The 23,290-nt window shown below is 50.3% G+C and carries 16 protein-coding genes; 6 read left to right on the plus strand and 10 right to left on the minus strand.

What is annotated here, in order from left to right; all coding sequences use genetic code 11:
• Positions 1-6 precede the first annotated feature (6 nt).
• Positions 7-1,647, minus strand: coding sequence for a PfaD family polyunsaturated fatty acid/polyketide biosynthesis protein (locus tag H6F86_RS05570; RefSeq protein WP_190447116.1), 1,641 nt, complete (start codon positions 1,645-1,647; stop codon positions 7-9).
• A 402-nt stretch (positions 1,648-2,049) separates the two neighbouring features.
• Here H6F86_RS05570 and H6F86_RS31480 point away from each other — a divergent pair, with 402 nt between their 5' ends.
• Both H6F86_RS31480 and H6F86_RS31485 read left to right on the plus strand, forming a co-directional pair.
• A complete protein-coding gene (locus H6F86_RS31480) occupies positions 2,050-2,484 on the plus strand; it encodes a transposase family protein (protein WP_199305106.1) in 435 nt (144 codons plus the stop codon).
• Positions 2,481-2,879 carry a transposase gene (locus H6F86_RS31485; protein ID WP_199305107.1) on the plus strand — a complete coding sequence of 133 codons (399 nt, stop codon included), beginning with the start codon at positions 2,481-2,483 and terminating at the stop codon, positions 2,877-2,879. Before H6F86_RS31480 ends, H6F86_RS31485 begins: the two co-directional genes overlap by 4 nt.
• A 177-nt stretch (positions 2,880-3,056) precedes the next feature.
• Here the strand turns inward: H6F86_RS31485 and H6F86_RS05580 are convergent, their stop codons facing one another.
• Entirely contained in the window at positions 3,057-3,224 is a 168-nt protein-coding gene (locus H6F86_RS05580; RefSeq protein WP_199305108.1) for a hypothetical protein, read from the minus strand.
• A 729-nt stretch (positions 3,225-3,953) separates the two neighbouring features.
• On the opposite strand from H6F86_RS05580, the gene H6F86_RS05585 reads away from it, so the two are divergent.
• From H6F86_RS05585 to H6F86_RS05600, 4 genes are all read left to right on the plus strand, one after another.
• Positions 3,954-5,138: an ABC exporter membrane fusion protein gene (locus tag H6F86_RS05585; RefSeq protein ID WP_190447118.1), complete on the plus strand. Its 1,185-nt coding sequence runs from the start codon at positions 3,954-3,956 to the stop codon at positions 5,136-5,138.
• Positions 5,135-6,310 (plus strand): ABC transporter permease DevC, encoded by a 1,176-nt coding sequence (devC, locus tag H6F86_RS05590; protein WP_190447119.1) that lies wholly within the window; start codon positions 5,135-5,137, stop codon positions 6,308-6,310. The genes H6F86_RS05585 and devC overlap by 4 nt, the downstream gene beginning before the upstream one ends.
• A gap of 9 nt (positions 6,311-6,319) precedes the next feature.
• Entirely contained in the window at positions 6,320-7,027 is a 708-nt protein-coding gene (locus H6F86_RS05595; protein ID WP_190447120.1) for a DevA family ABC transporter ATP-binding protein, read from the plus strand.
• A 722-nt stretch (positions 7,028-7,749) separates the two neighbouring features.
• Positions 7,750-11,169, plus strand: coding sequence for a HEAT repeat domain-containing protein (locus H6F86_RS05600; RefSeq protein ID WP_242033374.1), 3,420 nt, complete (start codon positions 7,750-7,752; stop codon positions 11,167-11,169).
• Positions 11,170-12,087: 918 nt separating this feature from the next.
• Here H6F86_RS05600 and H6F86_RS05605 read toward each other — a convergent pair.
• From H6F86_RS05605 to H6F86_RS05640, 8 genes are all read right to left on the minus strand, one after another.
• Positions 12,088-12,930, minus strand: coding sequence for a hypothetical protein (locus tag H6F86_RS05605; RefSeq protein WP_190447121.1), 843 nt, complete (start codon positions 12,928-12,930; stop codon positions 12,088-12,090).
• Between the two features lie 83 nt (positions 12,931-13,013).
• On the minus strand, positions 13,014-13,334 hold the full coding sequence (locus tag H6F86_RS05610; RefSeq protein ID WP_190447122.1) for a hypothetical protein: 321 nt from the start codon (positions 13,332-13,334) through the stop codon (positions 13,014-13,016).
• 200 nt (positions 13,335-13,534) lie between these two features.
• Positions 13,535-16,213 carry a hypothetical protein gene (locus tag H6F86_RS05615; RefSeq protein ID WP_190447123.1) on the minus strand — a complete coding sequence of 893 codons (2,679 nt, stop codon included), beginning with the start codon at positions 16,211-16,213 and terminating at the stop codon, positions 13,535-13,537.
• 246 nt (positions 16,214-16,459) lie between these two features.
• On the minus strand, positions 16,460-18,343 hold the full coding sequence (locus H6F86_RS05620; RefSeq protein ID WP_190447124.1) for a type IV secretion system DNA-binding domain-containing protein: 1,884 nt from the start codon (positions 18,341-18,343) through the stop codon (positions 16,460-16,462).
• A 132-nt stretch (positions 18,344-18,475) separates the two neighbouring features.
• Positions 18,476-18,691 carry a hypothetical protein gene (locus tag H6F86_RS05625; RefSeq protein WP_190447125.1) on the minus strand — a complete coding sequence of 72 codons (216 nt, stop codon included), beginning with the start codon at positions 18,689-18,691 and terminating at the stop codon, positions 18,476-18,478.
• Positions 18,692-18,842: 151 nt separating this feature from the next.
• Positions 18,843-19,457: a hypothetical protein gene (locus H6F86_RS05630; RefSeq protein ID WP_190447126.1), complete on the minus strand. Its 615-nt coding sequence runs from the start codon at positions 19,455-19,457 to the stop codon at positions 18,843-18,845.
• A 153-nt stretch (positions 19,458-19,610) separates the two neighbouring features.
• The gene (locus tag H6F86_RS05635; RefSeq protein WP_190447127.1) at positions 19,611-20,306 is read right to left on the minus strand and encodes a hypothetical protein; all 696 of its coding nucleotides are present in this window, start codon (positions 20,304-20,306) and stop codon (positions 19,611-19,613) included.
• Between the two features lie 39 nt (positions 20,307-20,345).
• Positions 20,346-23,198, minus strand: a complete 2,853-nt coding sequence (locus H6F86_RS05640; protein ID WP_190447128.1) for a peptidoglycan DD-metalloendopeptidase family protein — start codon at positions 23,196-23,198, stop codon at positions 20,346-20,348.
• Positions 23,199-23,290: the final 92 nt, after the last annotated feature.

The raw sequence follows: 23,290 nt of genomic DNA on the forward strand, positions 1-23,290 counted from the left end.
ATCCCTCTAGAAGGGTTCTGGTAAATACTGGAAGTAGTGAGGTGCCAGTTCTAACCCCTGCAATTTCAGCATTTGCAAGCGGTATAGAATTGCGGCTCCCTGCATCAAATGAGTTGCCACATCGACAACTCGACGATTCTCTGGCTGTTCCAGATAAGTGCCTTTTACCCAAGTATTAAAGGTCCCCATCGTCGGACCACACCAGATTTGATAGTCTGCTTCCCGGGATTCATCTCCCGTGATCGCCCAACGGGAAGCCTGCCCTAGATACGATCGAAAAATTAGCGCCATTTTACGTTTGGGATGATCGATCGATCGGGCAATTTGATCGGGATCGCGCTGTTGGAAATAAGCAACAGTTTCCTGCCAAACAGTATCCAAGTCTTTCCTGAAAATCTGTTGTTCCAGTTGTTGCCGTTCGTTTAAAGGAATCTCTTCAATGGCTTCATATTTCTGGTAATAAGCAAACAGCTTTTGCGCCCGTATGGGAAAGAAACTGCCCCGTTTCAAGACTTGAAGTCTCACACCCATCTCAAACATGTCGGCGGCAGGTGCCATCGCCATATCCGTAATACTGGCTTGGGCAAGTAGCTGCTTCACCTGTGCGGAGGTTCCTGCCTCCACGCAAGCTTGGTTCACCGAGCCCGTGACGACGTATGCTGCTCCCATCATAAACGCGGCTAGAACTGAGTGAGGCGTGCCAATCCCACCCGCAGCGCCCACGCGAATAGGCGTTTCATATCGGTATTTCTCCTGAATCTCGTGTCTTAGTTGCAAAATGGTTGGCAATAAGGCAACTATCGGACGATTATCAGTATGCCCACCGGAATCCCCTTCCACAGTAATATCGTCTGCCATGGGCACGGCTTCAGCCAGTTTTGCCTGTTGTTCTGAAATGAGCCCCTGTTCTAATAATTGCTGCAAAATTTTCGTAGGAGCCGGACTCATAAACTTGGTCGCAACCTCTGCCCGCGACACTTTCGCAATGATTTTGTGGTTGATCTCAATGTGCCCAGCGGAACTTAACTGCAAACCGCTGACCCGATAATGTACAACGCTGGGAGTCAGACCCAGAAATGCAGATGCTTCAATTGTTTTGATGCCATGCTTGATATAGAGTTCAACAGTACGGCGTTCGATCGCGGCTTCACTCGGGCTATGAATTAGGTTGAAGGCATAAGGTCCTGACGGTAATGCCTGTTGAATTCGATGGATGGCTGCTTCGATGCGATCGGGCACCAAGCCTCCAGCGCCAAAAGAGCTGAGGATTCCAGTCTTACCTAGAGCAATCACAAGTTCTTCTGAGGCAATACCGTTCGCCATGGCACCAGCCATGTAGGCGTATTTAGTACCATGAGCGGAACAGAACTGTGAATCACCCAGTTGATGTGTATGGATAGGTGATACAGCAGTTAGAATTTCGATGGCTTGATGTGAATCAGTTTCTTGAATTGTGCCTTCATGGGTTACTCCAATGTCCCCATTCTGTCGAACAATATAGCAAGGCTTCTTGATCGTATTCAGCTTTGTTTGAATTCCCGCAATGTCCCAAGAAACTGTCTCTAAGGAACCTAACCACCTGAATGTGCATTGGGATTGCTTTGTCGCCCAATGGAGGTGCTTATCGCAAAGCAGTACTGATGCCATAGATTTAGGGTGGTAATGCACTTTCTTGTGTTTAGTTTGCCCAAAATACTCTTACTAACACCATACGTGTTTATCTTCTAACCAAAATTCTGACCAAAACATATCAGCAGGGTTGGCAGATTACAGGTTGCAAGTTGCGCTCGCGCCAGAAATCAGATACATGACGATGGTCAGTATCAGCACCATGTCTGGTTGGTACATCATGGACTGATTGTCGAGATTTAAACCGAGAGTGATCGTAACCAAGCGGCGGCGGCTCTCAACTGGTAGCGGGTTTTGCTTCAAAGTTGAGTTGAAGTAATAGACCTCCTGCACGAATAGCAAAAGAGTGTGCCAGTTAGCGATCACAGGGTGCCGACATGGTGTAGAAGTAGGCAACCATCCTGTCCAGGAGAAGCAGCTATGCCGTACAAGGAGTTAGAGACTCTTTCAGGCGCTGAGTTCAAACGCTTGTGTGGTGTGCCTCGTGCCACGTTTAGTGAAATGGTCGAAGTCGTGCGTCCTCATTTGGAGCGCCAGGGACAACGGGGTGGACAAGCCAAACTGTGTGCCGAAGATCAACTACTCATGGTGTTGGAATATTGGCGAGAGTACCGCAGTCAGTTTCACATTGGGGTGAGTTGGGGTGTGCACGAAACGACAGTGGGACGGATTGTCAGAAAAGTGGAAGACCTGCTCATCAAATGTGGCAAGTTCCGGTTGCCAAGCCAACGGCAGTTGTATCAACCGGGCTGGGAATGGAAAGTCCTGATGGTAGATGTGGGGGAGATGGAAATTGAACGCCCTAAAAAAAACAGAAATGTTACTACAGTGGCAAGCAGAAGTGTCACACGTTGAAAGCGCAACTGTTAGTGGCGTTTGAAACTGGTCAAATTATTTGTACCGCTGTTGACACAGGTAGAACGCATGACTTTAAGCTGCTCAAGCGTAGTCGCTTGCCGTTTGTCTCGTCGCAATTGTGTTTAGCCGACCGAGGGTATCAGGGCTTTGCTAAACGCCATGCTGGCGCTTGTACCCCCACCAAGAAGCCCCGCAAGCAGGCTTTGTCAAAAGACGAAAAAGGGCACAATCGAGCTTTAGCACGACTGCGAGTTCGAGTCGAGCATGTCATTCGTCGTTTCAAGATTTTTCGCCTTTTCTCAGGGCGTTATCGTAACCGTAGAAAGCGGTTTGGCTTACGCTTAAATCTAATCGCTGGGGTGCTGAACTACGAACTGGCACACTCCTCGTGATTCATGCAGGAAGTCTAATGAACAGCAAGGTCAAATTGAGCCTTTAAAGCACCAGAACGATCGAGTTGAATCGTTTGCTACGGCTTTTGCCCCGATTCCGGTTTTCAAAGCATGACAAATCTGGGTCTCTGTCGCAGAGACCTCCAAGAGGATGAAGGACAAACAAAAGGATTAGCCCTAGCAGAAATGCCGAAAATTGATCATTGTGTAAGCTAGGGTTTTTAGGGCATAGTGCAGCTTGCTGATCCGCTCAAAGCGCAGCAGTAAGCGCTTGAATTTATCTTCCCAAGCAAACACTCGCTCAATGGTGCGAAAGCGTTCCTGAAAGATAGCTGGGTCGAACATCAGTTTACGTTCCCGTTTCGGAGTCTTTCTACCACTGCCCATAGTTTGTGAGTCGCCGCTTCATCGCGTGCACCCATGTAGACACCCACAGTCTCACGTGTGTCTATAGCAAGTGCTAACCAAACCCACTGCTTGTTGCCTTTATTGCCGACAAACGACAATTATTCATCACCTTGAAGCGTTAGCCGACCCTTTTTTTTGGTGTTACCTGCACTTGGCGGCGCACCTTCTCATTCACATAGGTTTGCAGCCATGGCTCAGAAACCTGAGCAGCACGAGCGATGCCAACCAGTGAAAGACGTTTCAGCAACAACTGATCGATAAGAGCAAGTGTCGCTGGGTGGATTACTTTTTTCGTTGGTCGCTCAACGCATTAGTGTCCGCAATTTTGGCCTTTGAACCGTTGTTTTCCAGTATGGAGTGACCATGCTTGACCATTTGGGAAGACTTACAAAGGGGGCAGGCTGGCACGGGATTAGAAAAGTAAAAAACTCTACTCCTTCATCATTACATTTGGAGCCCTACTGAGCTAAGCCGATTAGCCTAGCTTGGTAGGGCTCCAAACAATGCAAAAGGACACGGTTCAAACCACAAATTGCTCAAGGGCTTGCTGATCCGCTAACGACATGGCCTTGCCCTCTCCCAGTTGTTCCCTAAACGATCCCAAAGCTTACTGCCATGAGGTTGTTGAACTGGGTTAATTTCTACATTTTCAGGAGTCCCTCATTTATGCAAGGTACGACTCAGGACAGGAAGCAGTTCATCAAGGTGATACCACAGCGGGGCGTTGCGTTCGCTGGGGTATTCTTGCTAGGCGTCGGTGCCACGATGTATGGCTTGAGAATGGCATCAGTGCAACAGGCGGCTGTTACACCTGTGGTCACCCCTGTTATTCAGACTGTGACGGCATTGGGACGGTTAGAGCCAGAGGGTGCAGTCGTGAAGCTCTCCGCTCCAATGTCAAGTCAAGGCAATCGAGTCGATCGCTTGCTAGTGCAAGAAGGCGATCGCGTTAAAGCCGGTCAAGTGATTGCGATTCTGGACTCGTATGATCAGCGCCAAGCTGCCCTCGAAGAAGCTGAGGGACAAGTGAACGTGGCGCACGCCAAACTGGACGTGGTTCAAGCCGGTGCGAAACAAGGTGAAATCAAGACCCAGCAAGCAGAAATTGAGCGCTTGAGTGCAGAACACCAGGGCAGTATTGCCGCACAAGTAGCAACTGTCGCTCGGCTGCAAGCAGAGTGGCAAAATGCCCAAACTGAGTTCAATCGTTATCAATTGCTGTATCAGGCAGGCGCAATTTCAGCGTCTGGACGTGACAGCAGGCGTTTAGCATTAGACACGGCTCAAAAGTCTGTCCAAGAAGCGCAATTCACTCTCGATCAGATTCGTTCTACCGCTCCGCAGGAATTGAACAAAGCTAGAGCAACGCTGGATCAAATTGCTGCAGTGCGCCCTGTCGATGTGCGTTCGGCTCAAGCAGAATTGAAGCGTGTAATCGCAGCCCGCAAACAGGCAAAGGCAAGTTTTGAGCAAGCCTTAGTGCGTGCTCCTGCCAATGGTGAAGTGCTGGATGTTCACACGCGAGCGGGCGAAGTTGTCTCGACGGATGGCATTGCCGAGCTTGGGCAAACGCAGCAAATGCAAGCGATCGCAGAAGTCTATCAAAGCGATGTCAGTCAAGTTCGGGTTGGGCAACGAGTGCGGGTCACAAGTGATTCAATTCCGGGTGAATTAACCGGAACGGTTGAGCGAGTAGGGTCTCAAGTACGCCGACAAGCGATCGTCAATACCGATCCCAGCGCTAATATTGATGCCAGGGTCGTTGAGGTGCAGATCAACTTAGACAATACCTCCAGTCAAAAAGCTGCTAAATTCACAAATCTGCAAGTGCAGGTGGTGATTGCACAATGATGGGATTGCTGCAACAACTCCAGCGCCGTACTCCCCTCGGGTGGCTGCAACTGCGTCATGAAAAAGGTCGCTTGCTGGTGGCACTAGCAGGGATTGCCTTTGCCGATGTACTGATGTTTATGCAGCTTGGCTTTCAGAATGCGCTGTATGACAGCAATACTCGTGTTATTCGCGCTATGTTAGCTGACATTGTCTTGCTCAGTCCCAAAGCCCTGAATTTACAAAATCCATCGACCTTTGCACGGCGACGGTTGCTCCAGGCAAAGGATATTCCGGGTGTCCAAACATCAACTGCATTGTACGTCAACAGCATCGCTTGGAAAAATCCTCAAACGCGCCTCAACGCCAATGTGCGAGTGTTCGGCTTTGCGCCCGAGCAGCCAACCTTTAACCTACCGGAAGTCCATCAACAACTTAACAAACTAAAGTTACCGGACACAGCGCTGTTCGATCGTGGTGCCAAAGGTCAGTATGCCGAGGTGATCGCCCAAGTAAATCAAGGAAAACCAGTCACTGCCGAAGTTGATCGCCGCACCCTCACGATTGCCGGATTGTTTCGCTTAGGAGCTTCGTTTGGTGCCGATGCTAACTTGATGGTGAGCGATCAAACCTTTCTCCGTCTGTTTCCGCGACGCGATGCCGCCAGTATTAGCCTGGGGCTAATTCGGATCAGACCGGGTTCTAATCCACTACAAGTCGCCGCTGCCTTGAAAGCTCATTTACCCGAAGATGTGCGTGTGCTAACGGCTCAGGAGTATGTGCAATTTGAGGAAAACTATTGGAAAACTACCAGCCCCATTGGCTTTGTCTTTGGGTTCGGCACCACCATGGCGTTTGTGGTCGGCGTTGTGATTGTCTATCAAGTGTTATCGACCGACGTGAATGCACACCTGAAGGAGTATGCCACCTTCAAAGCGATGGGCTATAGCAATGCCTATTTACTGAGCATCGTGTTTGAAGAAGCAGTTATCCTGGCCTTTCTCGGCTTTATTCCCGGTGCCATTTTGCCGTTAGGACTGTATGCCTTAGCTGCGAACGCAACCGCTTTACCGATTTATATGACGGCCTCAAGGGCGGTGTTTGTCTTCGTGCTCACGGTTGTGATGTGTGCGCTTTCAGGAGTGATCGCTACTCGCAAACTACAGTCCGCTGATCCAGCAGATATGTTTTAGGAACAAACAATGGTGATCGCTATTTCGGTTCAAAAGCTTGATCACTACTTTGGTCAAGGTCAACTGCGTAGGCAAGTCTTATTCGAGCTTAAGCTCGCCATCAACACAGGTGAGATTGTGATCATGACAGGGCCTTCCGGCTCTGGAAAAACAACCTTGCTGACGCTGGTCGGGGGGTTGCGGTCTGTCCAATCTGGCAGTCTACAAGTCCTGGGGCAAGAATTTCGTGGAGCAACCCCTCAACAACTAACGCAAGCCCGCAAACATCACGGCTACATCTTTCAGGCACACAACCTGCATGGCAGTTTGACCGCACTGCAAAACGTCAAAATGGGTTTGGAATTGCATCGAGAGTTAGCCCCTGCAGAGATGAAAGCGCGCTCAATCGCAATGCTAGAACAGGTCGGCTTAGGAGAGCACATTAATTACTATCCTGATGCGTTATCGGGTGGACAGAAGCAAAGAGTGGCGATCGCCCGAGCGCTGGTCAACCGTCCCAAACTGGTGCTGGCAGATGAACCCACTGCCGCTTTAGATCGCAAATCGGGTCGGGATGTGGTCAACCTGATGCAAGCTCTTGCCAAAGAGCAAGGCTGCACAATTTTGTTGGTAACCCATGACAATCGAATTTTAGATGTTGCTGATCGGATCATTCACATGGAAGATGGCATATTAGGGTATTGTCAGCTTAATCAGAAATTAGAATCATCGTACTGATGCCACTGCGTGCGCGACTGCTTGTCCCTGCACTCTCGTTATCGGTTCCCCCGGAAATGATTAACGGCTACTGTGTTTGTTGGCTTGATTACACCTTGCCGCTGAGCGACCGGGATCTTGCGAAGATGCCACTGTAGCGAGGGCTTGTAGTGACTGACGAAACGATGCGGGAAGGGTGTTAGATATGCCGGCAGCAGTCTGCCAGCCAAAGGCGATGTCAACGTCTGTACATTGCGGCTAAGTGGCATCTCGATGCAGCGGTGGTGCAGCTCAAAGGGCAGCCCATATTATCTATGACGGGCGGTGGCTTCTGAGGGCAACGTACTGAAGGTATTGCTACAACGACATCAGGATACGGTTGAAGAGACAAGGGTGCATGCCACGGGTAATGGTCACCAACAAATTGAAGCGTGACAAAGCCGCAAAGAAACGAGTGAGACCGAGCATAGAACATCGGCAGCACGAGGGATTGAATCATCGGGCGGCAAACTCGCATCAACCCAGAGTGAGAGCAAGGCGAAGGAGCACAGCTATGCCAAGGCTTTGAGGAGTGGCAATATATTGCTTGTGTGAAAGCTGCTGTGTAACATTGAGCAACACTTGCATGTTCAAGGATTACTGTGCTTAATTTTGAACAGACATGGTTAAGTTGAAGGTACCTCTCAAACTACTAAGACAGACTACTAAGCCATAATACGGTCAGAGCAAACAGGTCTCGCCCTATGGTATTTGAGTCGATCACAGGTGGATTGGTCAAAGCAGCATTGCCAAAAGTGGCAAGCGCGATCGCCACTGCCGTAAAACACAAATTGAATCCTACTGAGCTTGAAAAAGCGCTGAACGTTGGCTTGCAGAAATCGGGTGCCTTTGAGCGTAGGCAAAAGGTCAACAATGCGGTGTTCTATCGCTGTACTGATAAAGATGCCGATACGTTTCTAGCCGCACTGCTCGAACATCCAGAAGTACAGCGCGAATTGCAGAAACCGTTGGAGCAAGATGGTGCGCCTGATGTCGCCATGGTGGTGCAGGTTGCTAAACACATTGCCGTCGATCGCACTCTTGACATTCCATACGACACTCTAGAACCCTGGCTGAAGACCTTTGCCAATGCTTACTTTAATGCTATTACCGCGATTCGGTTTCAGGTGGCAAAGTCCGATTACCTAGAGCAATTAGCCAACTGGTTTGATGATGTCAAGTTCGCAGGCGTCGCGGTGCCGGGACAGGATGTAGAATGCGCTGAGCGTTTGGCGCAGATCTTTGTGATGCCCGATGTGGAGGAGGACGTGGGGCGGCGCTCGCGGGGGGCGTTTAAGCGATCGTTCTTTGAAGCGCCAGGGGAGCCAGGGGAACAGGGGCGGCAGAGGGAGCTTTTGCAGGAGCAACGCTTGAGAGCACAGCTAGAACGCTCTGGTCGAAAGTTTTCGGCACGGCAACTCCTCAACCAGCATCAGAAAAGGGTCGTGCTGTTGGGTGCACCCGGATCAGGAAAAACAACGCTCATGAGTTTCTTTGCAGTGACGCTGGCAGAGCAACGGGGGGCAGAGAGGCAAGGAGCGATCGCACCAGCAAGTGATGCCTCGACACAAGGAATTGATCGCCATGCAGAAGGAACCGATTACGATGAAGCTCAAATTGTTCGACTTACGCAAGGAACCGATTGTGTTCGATCTCAAAGGCAACGAGATCGAACACAAATGTATCCGGATGCAGAAGGCATTGATCGCGATACACAAGAGTTGCAGACCGATGCAGACGCATTGCCGCTGCCGATCTTGATTCGCATTCGCGATTGGGCGCGGACTCCCGCTGTCACCATTCCTGAGTATGCTCGACAGTTTGCAGAAACCACCATGTCTTGCAAGCGGTTGCCGAAGGGCTTCTTTGAACACTGGCTCAACAATGGACGGGCGCTCATCCTCCTGGATGGATTAGACGAAGTCGCAGAAGAATCGAAGCGTTACCATCTCGTGCAGTGCATCGAAAACTTTCTGGGACAGTATCCGCAGAATCGCGCCATCATCACGTCGCGTCCTGCCGGGTACAAGCGCGACTTTTTCCGCACGGAGGAGTTTCCGCACTACGAGTTGCAGTCCTTTGATGATGGGAAGATTGAGGAGTTTTGCGATCGCTGGTACACTAGCCGCGTACCAGACAAAGCAGAGGCGCAACGCCGCAAAGAAAGCCTGCAAAAAGCGCTGAATCAGCAGGATCGCATCAAGCTGTTGGCGCGAAACCCCTTACTGCTGACCATCATTGCCCTGATTCATCGCTATCAGGCACGACTGCCCCGCGAACGCTACAAACTCTATGACAAAGCGGTGGAAACGCTGCTCACTGCTTGGGATGACAACAAAGAACTGAGCAATCAGACCGTTCTCAAATACCTACAACTGGATGACCTGCGCCGATTAATGGAAAGTCTAGCGTACTGGATTCATACTCAGGGAACGACGGGCGACACCGAAGGCGGCACGCTCATTGACAAAGATGAACTGATCCAAAAACTGACCCAGGAAATTAAAACGCTCAAACAACTCCAGCACTACGAAGCAAAAGCAGAAGCGGAACGATTCGTGAAATTCATTCGCGACAGAACCGGACTCCTCAACGAACAGGGACAGGACTGCTACGCCTTCGTCCACAAAACCTTTCAGGAATACCTCGCCGCGCAAGACATCAATTACCAGGCAGACAACGAAGACGACTTCGAGATTGTCCTTACCCACATTGAGCAACACCTCCACGCCCCCCACTGGCGCGAGGTGCTGCTCCTCCTCATCGCCCAACAAAGCCCCAAAAAAGCCGCGAGAGCCATCCGTAAAGTCCTCACTGCCAACAGCCTCTATGAACAATGGCTCCACCGCGATCTATTATTTGCAGGTCGTTGCTTGGCAGAAGATCCAAAGGGATTGCAAGCAACCGATACTGTGCTCATCAGCAAAGTTTTGAATGGGTTGATTGCATTAGAGCTGGCTGAATCAAAGCAAATCGGAGACAAAATTCGAGGAGAGGTATTGCAGATTCTTTGCAGCTTGAAGGAAAGCGTCTTTGAAGCTGAAGTGCTTCAGCGTTTGAAGGATAGAGTAGATCGAATTGATCACAAAAGATTACAGAAATATCAAGCTGATTTAGGAGAGGTAGAAGTTGTTGTTAGTAATTTAATGGCATCTCTCAACAGTGAAGATTACCTTGTGCGCGCTAGCGCAGCAAAAGATTTAGGTAGCTTAGGTAATGCATCAGAGTCGATAGTGCAGTCACTTTTAGCACTTCTTAATGACGAAAATTCTTTCGTATGCCTCAGTGCTGCCAATGCTTTAAGGAATTTAGATTATGTAACAAACCCTGTAATCAATGCATTGCTTGCATTGCTCAAGGATGAAGATTCTTTTGTCTTTCTTAGAGCTGCCAATGCTTTAAGCAAGATGGGTATTGCGTCAGATTCGTTAGTACAAGCGACTCTAATTCTGCTTCATGATGAAAATTCCTATATACGTCTTGGAGCGGCAAATACATTAGTCAGTTTAGGTCATGTTTCGGACAATGTAGTGCAAGTACTGCTGACTTTACTTAATGATGAAGATTCTTTTATACGTCTCAGGGCTGCTAACTCGCTGGGAAGTTTATCTAATGCGCCGCCTACTGTAATAGAAGCACTGCTTCTATTGCTCAACGATGAGAATTCTGATGTACGGTTTTGGGCAGTTTGTTCTTTAGGCAAGATGGGTACCACCTCGGATGTCATCGTGCAAAGCCTTTTAGAATCGCTTAACAGTGAACACTATCGAGTGCGTTATTGCGCAATTGAAGCTCTGGGAAATTTAAGCATCGCTTCAGAAGCACTAACACAAAAGCTTCTGGCATTACTCAAAAGTGAGCATTCTCGTGTACGTTACAGTGCAACTAAAGTTTTAGGTAATTTAGGTATTGCTTCAGAACCAACAGTGCAAGCGCTATTACCTTTGCTTAAAGACGAAACACTTTTTGTGCGTTCCAGCGCGGCTGATGCAATAGGCAACATAGGGAGAAAAGTTGGTTGGGTTACCCCTACATTAGTTCAGTGGATTGGGCAGCATCAGGATGAGGAATGTGTAGGAGCCGGAATTGATGCACTGTGGGAGATTGTAGAAGGGGAGGGATAAAGGGTGTGGGGTATAGGGGAAAGACTCAAGAGATTGAGCCGACATGAGACTAAGAAGGTGCAACATGGGGTGGAAAGCCTTGCTACGTTGAGCTTCTGGATCAAGCCCTAAGCAAGGGAAAAAGCGTCAAAAATCTACGCCAGAATCAGGCTTCTAGCCCTTTCCTGCACCAAATTGAGCGTATATCGACCCAACCCCAAGTAAGGATATATGTAGTGGTGAATAAAGTACCTCAATGTTGCTTCTGCTCCTGATTGAGCTAGCGTTAAGCAGAGTTTTCATCTTATGTACAAAACTTAAATTCTTATGTACAGAGCGCTTAGCGAGCAGCGTACCCTTAAGGTCGATCGCTTGAACCTAACAAATCTCAGCCTGCGTCTTTGGACAACCAGGACAAGAAAGCCTTAGCTTGAGCACATCCCCAAACGGTATTTCGCGAACTTCGAACAGCTAAAACGAGTTAGAGCAACAGCCATCACTGGGTTGCCGCAACTTTTCTGGTATCACCTCAGTCAAAAAAATGCTTTGTACATAAGAAAAGGTGTCTGTACATAAGAATTTGTCCTGTTTCTAGTGCTAGATCGAGCCGCTTTCCAGCTTTGTTAGAGTTAGCTGATGCAAACCGAAGCTTGAGCAATCTTGGCTCTCTCAATCGCGCTGCTTGAGTTGTGGAATCAAATGCACTAAACAAGGGTAAAAAGCAAGCAATGACTAACGAGCAATCGTCGGGGTGTAGAAGCAGCAACCAATCTCTGACCACGATCGTTTGCAGCGGTTTTTGAAACTGCTACGACCATAGGTCGGGATCTGAAAGAAGCACTCAGCTTACGTCACAGACCCAGTGAAGCCCCAATTGATCAGCTTTCAAAGACGGTACCATAGAGGCGACAGGTGGCTGAATGGGCAAAGCATGAGTGATTAACGTTCAAGAGCCAATTGAGCCGTCCTTAGACCTTTCGATGACTGGGCCGCCTGACCTACTCCTTTCGCTGCTGCTTGTTGCGTTTCGTATGACTGCAGCCGATTAAATGCAGGCTTAAACTGTTCCAGTTGTTCAACGCTCATCGTGCAAGTCACCTGACCACTAGGAGTCATATACAACAAGACCTGCTGATTCGTACGATCTGTGACCGAGAGGTTTCCACGAGTGTCGCGGTCAAACTGGAAATTGCTGTGGTCAGGGGTGAACGAATTACGACCCTGCAACATTTGCTGAGTCACCCAGGCAGCACGAGTGCCTGCGGGGGCAGCTTCACCCATAGTGGTCATCACGACTTTTGGGTTTGGGTGGTGCAGCACAGACGCTAAGTCACTCGTCTGCAACCGTTCACCAGCTGCCAATAAGTCCTGCTTCAGCTCCAGTGACAAACGGTCTTCAATTAAATACAAGTCATTACCAACTTGCTCAAACGTCAATAGCGGCTCACCGTCTGGAGTGGTCACCTGGTAAGTGGTACCCATTGTCTCGGTGTGACGAAAGACAGAGAAACCTTCTGCCCGGTAGACCAGTCCCTCGCCCTTGCCAGCGGACAAACGAGACACCGAGTCATGCAGAGCGTCTCGCTCTACATGCGACTCTAGCGAGTCTGAGAGTGAAGGTTCAGCGTCCTGTAATGTCTCGTCAGCAGCTTTTGGCTCTGGCTCGTCTTTGTTCCGCAAAGCTGCTTCAGCTATTTTAAACAGCATTTCCATGAGCGTTTGCATGTGGGACTGAGCATGACGACCCGCCTCTGAAGCTTCTCCAGCATGAACAAATGGCATTGAACTAACTCCTGAAAAACATGGTGTAAAACAACAGAGAATTGGTCTGAGCAACCAAGCTAATCACTCAGACCGACTGATCTTCAGATGCCCATCACCGGAACCTGCGAAAAAAGATCGAGTAGCTTGTCGGTGACTACACGGCCACCGGAATCACGTTGAAAAACGACTTGAGAAAGCCGTTTTGCGTCTTCTGAATCTGAGTCAGCGTAAAGCATGTATTCAAATAACACCGTCAGATCAGATGCCAACATTTTAGGCGTGGAACGGAACTCAGGATTAGGTGCTTCCACGCCTTCTTCGACATGAATAGTGTAAGCGGGAGTCTGACCAAAACAAATCTTGACGCTATCTGGGCGAATCTCTAACGGCAAGGACTGAAGGTCGTGCAAACAAATTGACATAGCGCGGTGAGACGGAGACGTTACCGTACCATTGCCTGATGTCGGAACCGACTGAACTGGGGTCGAAAGCATAGTAAGAACCTTGAGATAAAAGAACAAAAAACAGAGTCGTCAAAGGACAAAGCAGCGAAACGGTTGAACTAACCACCAAGCCGCACCGTGAAAATGGCAAAGCCAATTGGTTTAACCGTTCGTGCAGACTAACGGCCATCGCCCGCCACTACCTTCGCTTTCGGAGTTGCTGCCGCAGTCTTAGCCGCGTACTTTTCAGTTTGCTTTTCCACCACAGCCTTGAAAGCTTGGGAGTAGTCTTGACCTGGAGGCAGGACACCTGGAATCACCTCACTTGTAACGGCATTGCGAGTTGCAATTACCACGTTGTCAGCCTTGTTAATAACTGAAATGTTGCCTTCTTTCGACCGATTGAAGATTAAAGTCGACTTTTCATTGTCGTGACCCCAGCGGTCAACTTCAGCTTCCTGAAGACGATATGCCGCAACGACTATAGCCATTTCAAATTGAGACGGTTGTTGTTGTTCCAGCACACTCTGTTTAAGGACAGGAGCCTTGACCTGACGAGTTGTCGCTGCAACTACGGCTGCTTGAGCGGGTGCCACAGCTGCCTGTGCCGCCGCACGTTCGGTTTTAAGTGCTTTAGGCACTTTGCCAGCGTACTCAGGGTACTTCGCTTCAATCCGTGCCCAAACACCAGACTGAGATTGAGTGGCAACCTCCATGCTAGGTCTACACTTGGCTTTATCAATCGAGTTCAGCACGCCTGTGACTGCCGAGCCATCTAGTGACAACCGATCAGCTGCTGCTGCAATCACCTCAGTAGCAGGCGTGTGCGGTAAGTTGTGCTCCTGACAGAAGTTCTGTGCGCCATAGGCAGCCCGAGCCACCATAGTGAAGCCTTCTACAGGTGTACGATCAACCAGTTGGGGTTTACCCTCTACCTCCACACGCTTTTGGGGGACTTTGCTGGTCTCCATAATCCCTAAAGTCTTCTGACTCATAAGGTCACGTAAATCAATTTCAGTTTGAGTTTTGACGGATGTTTCTGCAGCTACCATAACGTTGGACTCTTGTTCTAAATGTAAGTTTGCATTGGACTCGTAACCCACCACAGGCGGCTTTTGCACCACAGCCTGAGGACGCTCTTGATCAAAGCTTGGTAAAGACACACGCTGACCGTCAGCGGTCTTTAGAGTGTCGTCCTGCATGGCTTGTAGTACACCGTCATGCAAGACAGTAGACAAGTGCAACGACTGTTGACCAGGACTATACTCAGTCTCTTCGTAGACCCGTTGGATTAACGGTTGACCCTGGCTAACCTGGTCACTTAACGACAACTGCATGGGTGGTAAGAGCGGTCTACCGTTTTCAGTGAATGTCGCTGGGCTAACAAGGGTCTTCCCTGACTTTAAGAGCGTTATAGCAAGCGTCTCCATACGCTCCAGTTCAGGCTTTGGACGGTCATAAACACTTTGCGTGACCGATTTCTGAGATTGTTGTGAGGGTTGTACCTGCTCAGCGCCCCTAGCAACTACCGGTTGCTTTTGTTGGGCTTGTTCGTATTGCTCCACCAACTGAGCAAACTCTTTTTGAATCACAAGCTCAACGCTGGCAGGCATTCCTATGCCCATACCGTCACCGTCAGGAAAGGCCTGAGCGATCGCGTAAGCGTTTCCTTCACTCGAAACAGCGTCACGAGAGAACACCAGGTCACGCCAAAGTGAGCCATCGTCATGGTATTCACGTTGAAAGACCAGACCATTCGGTCGTGACAACTCGTCTACACCTGCCTCATTCAGGTACGTCGAAGCAACAAGACCGGCTTTCTTAACAGGGATCTCAAACGCCTCTACTAACTGCGTCTTAAGTCGAGCGTCCAAAGCGCTAATGACCACTGTGTCGCCTGTGTATTCATTCCTGGGTAGCTCACCAGGTTCTGTCTGCGGACGTTCTACCCAGTCCCCGCTCTGAAAGGTGAAGTCCATGACCACACGTTCAGCCGCTACGTCAACGACCTGGAACTGCATAGCTTCAGTACCGCCCAGTCGGTCACCAAGATTGTCAACTCGGTAACCATTCACTACAAGGTCAGCTTCTGGTTTGTCCCGCTCATAGTTACGGTCAGCCCAACGGTAATAAGTAGAGTAGACCGTCGAACCCAACGCTTCGGGTGTCGTAGCCTCTAGGTAGTCAGACACTGACTGCATGAGCGGTTCCTGGGTTAGCTTGACTTCTACCACTGGGAACTGAGCACTCAACTGACGAGCGATCGTGTCGATGGAGAGGTTCTGATTTAGCTCATACTCTGTAAATCGGGAGTACGACACGTGTCCAGTCAGACCGCTTGACGACTGGTCTTCGCCCCGAATGGCTTCCTCTGCTGCTAGAAGGTCATTCAACTCAGCTACTATTGCAGGCGTAATAGCGTCACCCTGGCTGAGAATGACGCGTGCTTGCGCTTCCCCGCCCCTGGTCATTGCCTGCGCCACGTCCGCTTGAAAGAAAGGCTCAGACACCAGTAACGGATTGGCAACCGCTCGTTGCTCTGTCTGTAACGCTGCTGCTTGTGACAGTGACAGGTGATTGAAGACAACATGTCCAGAATCAAGCTGTAACAACGGCTCCTCGCCGTTCAGCACTGTGAAACTCTTGGACAACCCATACTGATCATGGGTGTCCACTCGGTTCACAATCAGCGTTGAGTTTGGCACTTTCAAAAAGTAGGACTCAACGATCTCTTCGTCAGACGTGTCACGGTCAAACAACTCTGCGTGAGACCCTAAAGCCACTACAGAAGCAATAGTAGCCGCGTCCTCACCGTAAGCGTCAGGGTAGTAGTTGTCCAAAGACTGAGCTTTAACCATGTCAGACTCCTTGTGCGATCGCACGCCGATTAAAACTAACTGTGAAGGTTCGCAAAAAAGCTTCAGAACCACAAGAACAAGACAGGCCCAGGCTAGAACGGGGCACTTAAGGGCGAGCCTGGGTCTAACTGGGTCGCTTGTGGTCAAACTTGGGCAATGCTGGGCAATACTAGGGTGAAACAGGACAAAACGGGGCGAAATGGGTCAAAGATAGCGATTTGCAAACCTTCGCAAAAACTCTCAGGTTTAACCAAAGAGACCTGCCAGTACGTCTACCGGTGGCGGTGCTTCCGCTGCCTCGCCTTCGACGGGCACTGGGAACCGCTCGTTAAACTCGGCGACACGCACGTTCACGTCTTCCTGAGTCGGCATGCGGAAGGAGCTAGCAGCGCGTTCTACTAACCGAGACTGGACAGCAGACCATTTACGCTCAATCAGTCCTGCTAGTTCGATTTCAGCCGGAGGAATCGTCATTTTGATGCGGCGTGGCAAGTAAGACATTTCTTTGTTCTCATACGCTGGGTTGGTCATGACACAAGTGCCAGGCGGTAGGCAAATGAACTCTTCCGGCGAGACCAGTTTACGAGTGCCCACTTCAAGGGAGTGGCTGGTGGACGGCTTACCACCACCAAGCGTCTTACTCTTGTTCTTACGGACAATTTCTTCGTCACCAAAGAACTTACTGAAATATTCCGCTGACTCCACTTCACCGGGGTTGAAAATGAATTTGGTGGCACAGCCGCCCATAATGGCGAGGCTCATTTCGTCACCGTAAATTTTCTTCAGCTGCGACTTGTTTTGAAAGCCAATAATCCCGTTAAACCCGTCTGACCGGGACTCGTTTTCCCAGTTCACTAACTGCGGTAGGTAGATTGTGGGCAGTTCGTCCAGCACACAAAAGAGCGGGTCTTTTCGTCCACCTGTACGGAACAGGTTGCGGTTGATCAGCATGTGGATCGCTGTTGCCACAATCGGACCCATGACGTCCCGTAGTTCCCGGTTAAGACCAAAGACAACCATTGTTTTACCGTCAAGGTCGAGGGGAAGCGTCGTCTCACCAATACAGGCTGCCAGAATTTTGGGCATGACCAATTTACCGAAGTTCAAGGACGCTGTACCAATAATCGAACTGACGGTCTTTTCAGAGTCCTTTACGCTGAAAATTTGACCGAACGCCTGCCGAATCCAGGGGTCAATGCCAGAGCTTTCGGGGTAGAGCCGTTCAATCAGCTGAGGGGCAGACATGATCACAGACGTCATGAGCACGTCTGCATACTTCATTTGCTTGGTCAGCATCATGACAGCCTGTGTAAATTGGTCACCAGCTGAGTCGAAGAACGGATCACCACCACCAGAAGCGCCGATCTTAAAGTTCTTGTTCATGGTGTTTGCCAACTGCCGCGCGTCGGCTGAGTCGCGGTTGGGGTCGCCACACAAGAAGTCCATGAGGTTCAACACGTCACTCTCAGGGAAGCCTGGGGCAAACACATGAATTTTGTACCCTAGTTGTTCGGCATACCAGGCGACAGCGCTGGTCTGAGTGGGGTATTTGAAGTCATAAAGCACTAGCGGGTAGCCCTGTTCTACCACTGAACGAATCGCAGGGTCGATCGCTGAGAATGTCTTACCAGACCCAGGAGCACCCACCACCATGATCGATCGCTGAGTGTCAGGAATCCAAATGGTTTTAGTGTCGCCCTTCAACTGCACTGGCGTCTCCTTGGGGATTGAGCCGAGTTCAGGAGCCGGTGGAAAAGCAGTCGGCTTACCGTTTCTGGTTGTACGTCGCTTCAGGACGCACTCTGGGTAAACCAGTGTTTCTGGTCGCACAATCCAAACACAGGCGGCTTTGCGGGAACGTCCGTTCAACTGCTTAATGGCTAGCTTGCGGGCTGCACTGATTTCGCGCTTTGAAGCCCACTTAGCGCGTGCTTTCTCGTTGGCTTTGGTACTCCCAGACTTCGTGTCCTGGCTGAAAAAGGACATGACAGCAAGACCAGCAGCGCAAGCCAGCAGCGTCAGACCAGACCGAGACATAAGAAATGCAGGCAAGGCTTCAAGCGGAGCCGGTACTGGATTCGCAGCCAGGATTAAAGTATGTGTCGTTGCAGAGAGGTCTTGAGGGGACATAAGAACTAACTAAGTGCAGAGAGTGTGGAAGGTAAACGCTTGCTTTAGTGATCTCGCCCCAGACAGACCGCAGCCGCTTTACAGGGCGTTCATTTAAAGATCACGATCGACTTATAAATTAGTAGAAGACGGCTACAGGGTAGCCTCTACTCCGCCATAAGCCACGTGAAGATAGGAGTGCATTTGACACAACAACGACTCTCTAAGACCTGGGGTCTGAGCCATTGCTTTGAGGTCTTCCAACGCCTTCTGAAAGCAGGCAGCGGGTAAAGACGGTTCCACCTGATCCGAGTCGTCAACTAACGGATCAGGTGGTGTTGAAGGGGCAGGCAGATCAGGACTCGACACAGTAACCACTCCGAGCGCAAAGAGCTAACAAAACCACAGCAGAGCCAAAACAGTCAAAACGGCAAACAAAACAATTAAGACCAACGACACAGCAAACAGAACCGCTAGAAAGCGTGAGTACGGGAGTACGGGTCAGAAGAGTGCAGCGTGGCTAGCGACCAAACGCAGTTTCTGCCATTGGTAGCAACCACGCACGAGCGCCGCCTTTCAGACCAATGGTGTAACGGTAGCCACCTTCGTCCCACATTGCCTGAGCAAAGCCCATGCCAGCACCCATTACCCACGGCACAAAGTAGACCGACTGACCGTTAGAGAGCCGCACCCAACCAATGGAGTCAGAGGAAACCCGCACGTAGCGATCGAGAGCACCAGGCGCTCTAAACCAGGCATACATTGACTCAATGTCTACCTGATCAGCACGCAGTGGTTCAGCATTGGCGTAGGCAATAATGCAAGACAGCGAACCATTCAAGCAGTTCTGACTGTTCGTAATTTGTACTCTGTAGCCTTGCTGTTCCATGTTGGGATCAGTCATGACACCACCCACTGCAAAAAAGGTGTTTGGACCGACCAACGTATTGCGGTAGACGAGTTTAGTTGGCAAGTGTAGCGGCACTCCCAACTGTTGCAAGTCAGGAGTGACACGCTGGTAGTTAATCGGTGCTGAAGCAACCTGGTTGGACTGAGCAAACGCAGGGGCGATCGCCAGCAGGCAGATAAGAACAAGTGACAAACAGACGGTTAGCAGTACTTTAAGTCTGGACATGGGGCTTACCTCCGGCATTTTCAGCGTTAACACAAGTACTCAAATGAAATTCACCACAGGAGGGGCAGGGTGCCAAGCGGCTTGGTTTCAACAGTGCTGACAGCAAAATAGGACTGAGAGACAGTAAAACTCGACGTTTCATTGCAATTCACCTCAACGACTAGGGGCGCGGCATTTTGAGGAAACCGCGACACCAAGATTTTCCAAGGCTGACTTGTCCTCTTGAAAGAGTTCACAACCATGTTCATCGTCCATAGGGCTACCGAATGACGCTCGTGTGGTGCCAACAAACAAACCACCACCAGAAGTAATGGCTCGCGTCAGTGACTGAAACTCAGTCGGGTTCTGCCGCTTCAGCTCCTGGTAACGAGCAACAGCAAACGACACAGCAGTCGGTAAATCGACATATTGAGTCAGGCTTTGCAGTGAAGGTTGACCGATCAAGTTCACACAAGCTTCACCTGCTTGTTTGACCAACGTCTGCCAAGGTTCTGCTTGACCCCCGAAGCCGTGATCAACGTAGACATTGAGGTAGTGGTAAGTTTCACCGTTCAGTTCACGGGAAGCCAGGAGACTGAATTTAGGCACAGGTAAATATGCCGGACGCTGCGGTAGGCAAGACACGATTGACTGTAAAGTCGGAGTGCTCTGACCATTCAGAAAGTCCACAGCTTCGGACATGGCAATGGGGTAAAACTCTGAGTCGTTGCCAACAGCAGGAGCCGACTCTTCTACAGGGCTTTCCGCTCCGTCAGTAGCATGAGCCACGGTACCTAAGCCAAAATGCAACAGCGAAGCCAGAACGAATCCCACTAAAACTAAAAAGACCCAACGTAACCAACGAGACATAACGAACCTCCAAAATGAGTTGAAGTGAAGTGAATTTGCTTAACGACCGAGAGGGGGTGAGTGTTCAAACTGCATTGGGTCGACTGCTCCACCACCGCCGGCGTAAATCTCATAGTGAAGGTGAACACCACCAGAACAGGAACCGGGTGTTTCGTTACCTTCCAACCCAATCGGTTGTCCACGTGCAACGGTTGCTCCTTTTGACACCAGCAGCTTGACCATATGCAAGTAGCGGGTTTCAAGTTTTAGTTGCGGGTGAGAAATGCTAATCACCCCACCGCAACGTCCGCCTACAGATGTGTATTCAGTCACTCGACCGTCAGCTGCTGCCAATACCTGTCCCCCAGGACCCGTTGGGTGTGCGTTATAGCCTTTTGCGGTCTGAAGGTCTACGCCTGCATGAAGTCTGCCCTTACGTGGACCAAAAGGACTGGTTCTCTGACCGCCGGGGAGGGGGTTTTGCAACAGACACTTTTGACCAGGTGGACACGGTTTACCGCCTTTAGGAGCGGTACAGTTGCCCACCTCGGACTTAGCGTCAGCCAAATTAGAAGTGGCGATCGCGTCGCGGTAAATTTTGGCTGCTTGAGCAATGGACTCTGCTTCAGCGCCGTCATTGACGATCCACCGACACTTCACCCAGTCAACCCGACCACCACCCGCACAACTATTCAAAGTCGTACCGTTGCCATACAGCTTCCCGGTTCTCATGCCATAAGCCAGCACCTTCGCCGCAATGTTAGGGCGTTTAGCAAGCTCAGGATTAGCCACTAAATCGACATTCATACCTTTGGACTTCAGGTAAGTTGTCGCCGCTTGGTAGTTCGCTTTGTGGGTTAGTTGCACGTAACCCCGCCCCCAGTAATGAGAACCACCCGAGGACTCAAGGCGAGTAGCGCCTTCTTCCAGGTTGACGAAGCTTGTCTCACGGTGGACTGTAGCCAGGACATACGCCACCTGGTTAGGATCTGTAATCCCCTCTTCTTTTAGTGCCGCTAGAATGCGTGGAATGTGTTTAGAGCCATTGGCACTGCTGGTACTAAAGGCACCGTCGTTATTTGCAGTCCCCGCACCCAATGTTTTCGCTACTTTTTCTACCGCACCAGTCGCTTTAGTGACTGACTCACCACTCAACTTCGTTCCACCGCAGTCGTCAAAGCCGTCTGTAGCGGACAGCGGATCGTCGCTGCCAGGAAACCCAATGCCGCTACCGTCATCTTTCGGGTTGCCAGCACCGAGGTAAATAAACTGCTTCTCGTTGTAGGTCAGGAAGGGAAGTGGACCAATGAAGTAGGGTGTGCAGCCCAGGTCAGGCATACCGCGCTTACAAAGGCGTAGGTACATGGACGTGCCTACCTTCCCAGCCGGTTGGTCAACTTTCGTGACCACCTGCTTGAACATGGAACAATAAGGGTGACGACCGGTTGGTTCTTTGCCACCATTGACACGACCCAAAATGCCTTCACCGCCCTGTACCATTTGCTTTTTGCTCATCCAAGACTTGCCGTTAGCAAAGGCGCCGACGCTTGCCGCGTCCATTTGAGACCCTTGAATAGGCGACAGCTCAGCGTGTTCGCAGTTCTCGGTGCAGGCAACGCGGAAACCTTCTTTGTAGCTACCAGAAAGTGAGCGATCGCGGTTTTGTTCTTCGCTGTCCAGCGGTACGTCAACTCGCGCCACAAAGGCGTCAGCGGCTTCTTTCAAAGGACTGGGAAATTGGTTAAAAGGAACTTTGTCCAGCCCAGGAATGCCTTTCATGAGCACTTGTTCCCAGTTGGCAAACTGTTTAAGCGGAGTGTTCTCCAGTCCCGGAATTTGGGACATGGTGTACTGCGACAAATCCAGGTTTTTCATGCCTAGTGCCGCTAACTGTGGAAACTTCTCAGTCAGTTGACCCACCGTGAGGGACTGAAGGCTAACCCCGTTCAGCAGTTGACCTGCCCCACCAGGAAGCTGTCCTGTTACCTGTCCTAACTGTTGGCCCACAGTCTGGGTTGCTGCCTGAGTGATCGCACCTGTAGGGTTTGACAACGCACCAACAACCTGCCCTGCCTGGTTCACAAACTGACCGGCTTGGTTCAAAGAACCGAGAGCGTTGCCAGCCATGTCAAGCACCTGACCAGAGCCATTGACCTGACCAACCAGGTTGCCCGCTGTGTCGAGAAATTGACCCTTGGAGAGGCTACCTACCAAGCCACCAGCAGAGTCAAGAATTTGTTGAGCGCCGCCGCCTGTAAGCTGCCCTGCAAAACCTTGTAGGCTGTTAAGGTCAAAACCTGGTAATTTACCAGACAAGCCAGCAGTCAGCAAGTCAGCGATCGGCTTCACTTCTCCCACAAGCTTTTGAGACAAGTTCGGCACAATGTCGTTTAACGACTTAATACTTTGTAGTCCAGTTGGGAGAAACTTGTCGAGACCGACAGTACTGGAAACCTGACCTGTAATGCCGTCAATACCCTTCTGGGTCAACGACTCAAAGCCCAGGCAGCCCTGAATGGCACCTAAAGGTAAAGCGTCAGCAATTTTCTGTCCTGGTTTCCACTCAATTTTGTCAAAACCTAGAGACCCGGCAGCCTCGGGTGGCATAGCGACAGCGCCACCCTCTGTAAAAGGAGCCATAGAGTCGAAGCTGATCTTCGACCAGTCAGGCAGCGTCACACCGTCTTTCAGAATGGACGGAAACGTTGAAGGGGCGGTTACTGTAGACGTTGTCTGAGTCGTCTGCGCGAGCGCGTTCTCAGAACCAAACAACAAAAACCACAGCACAATGACCAGGGCTGACACCTTGACGCTGTGCTGTGACTGACCCACGTAGAACGTGCCGTACAGCAACCCTAAACAAACAATAATTTCAATGCCAAGAGCAAATGACTCCGGTGTAAATGAGTCCATGAGCGATCACTTATGAAGAGAGTGAAGAAGACAGCGAGGGACGAAAGCAACACCAGCGGTAAAGCGGCGAGTCAGAGTTAAGTCAACTGACT

It is taken from the genome of Phormidium sp. FACHB-592, assembly GCF_014695795.1.
Taxonomy (GTDB): Bacteria; Cyanobacteriota; Cyanobacteriia; order Leptolyngbyales; family Leptolyngbyaceae; genus Stenomitos.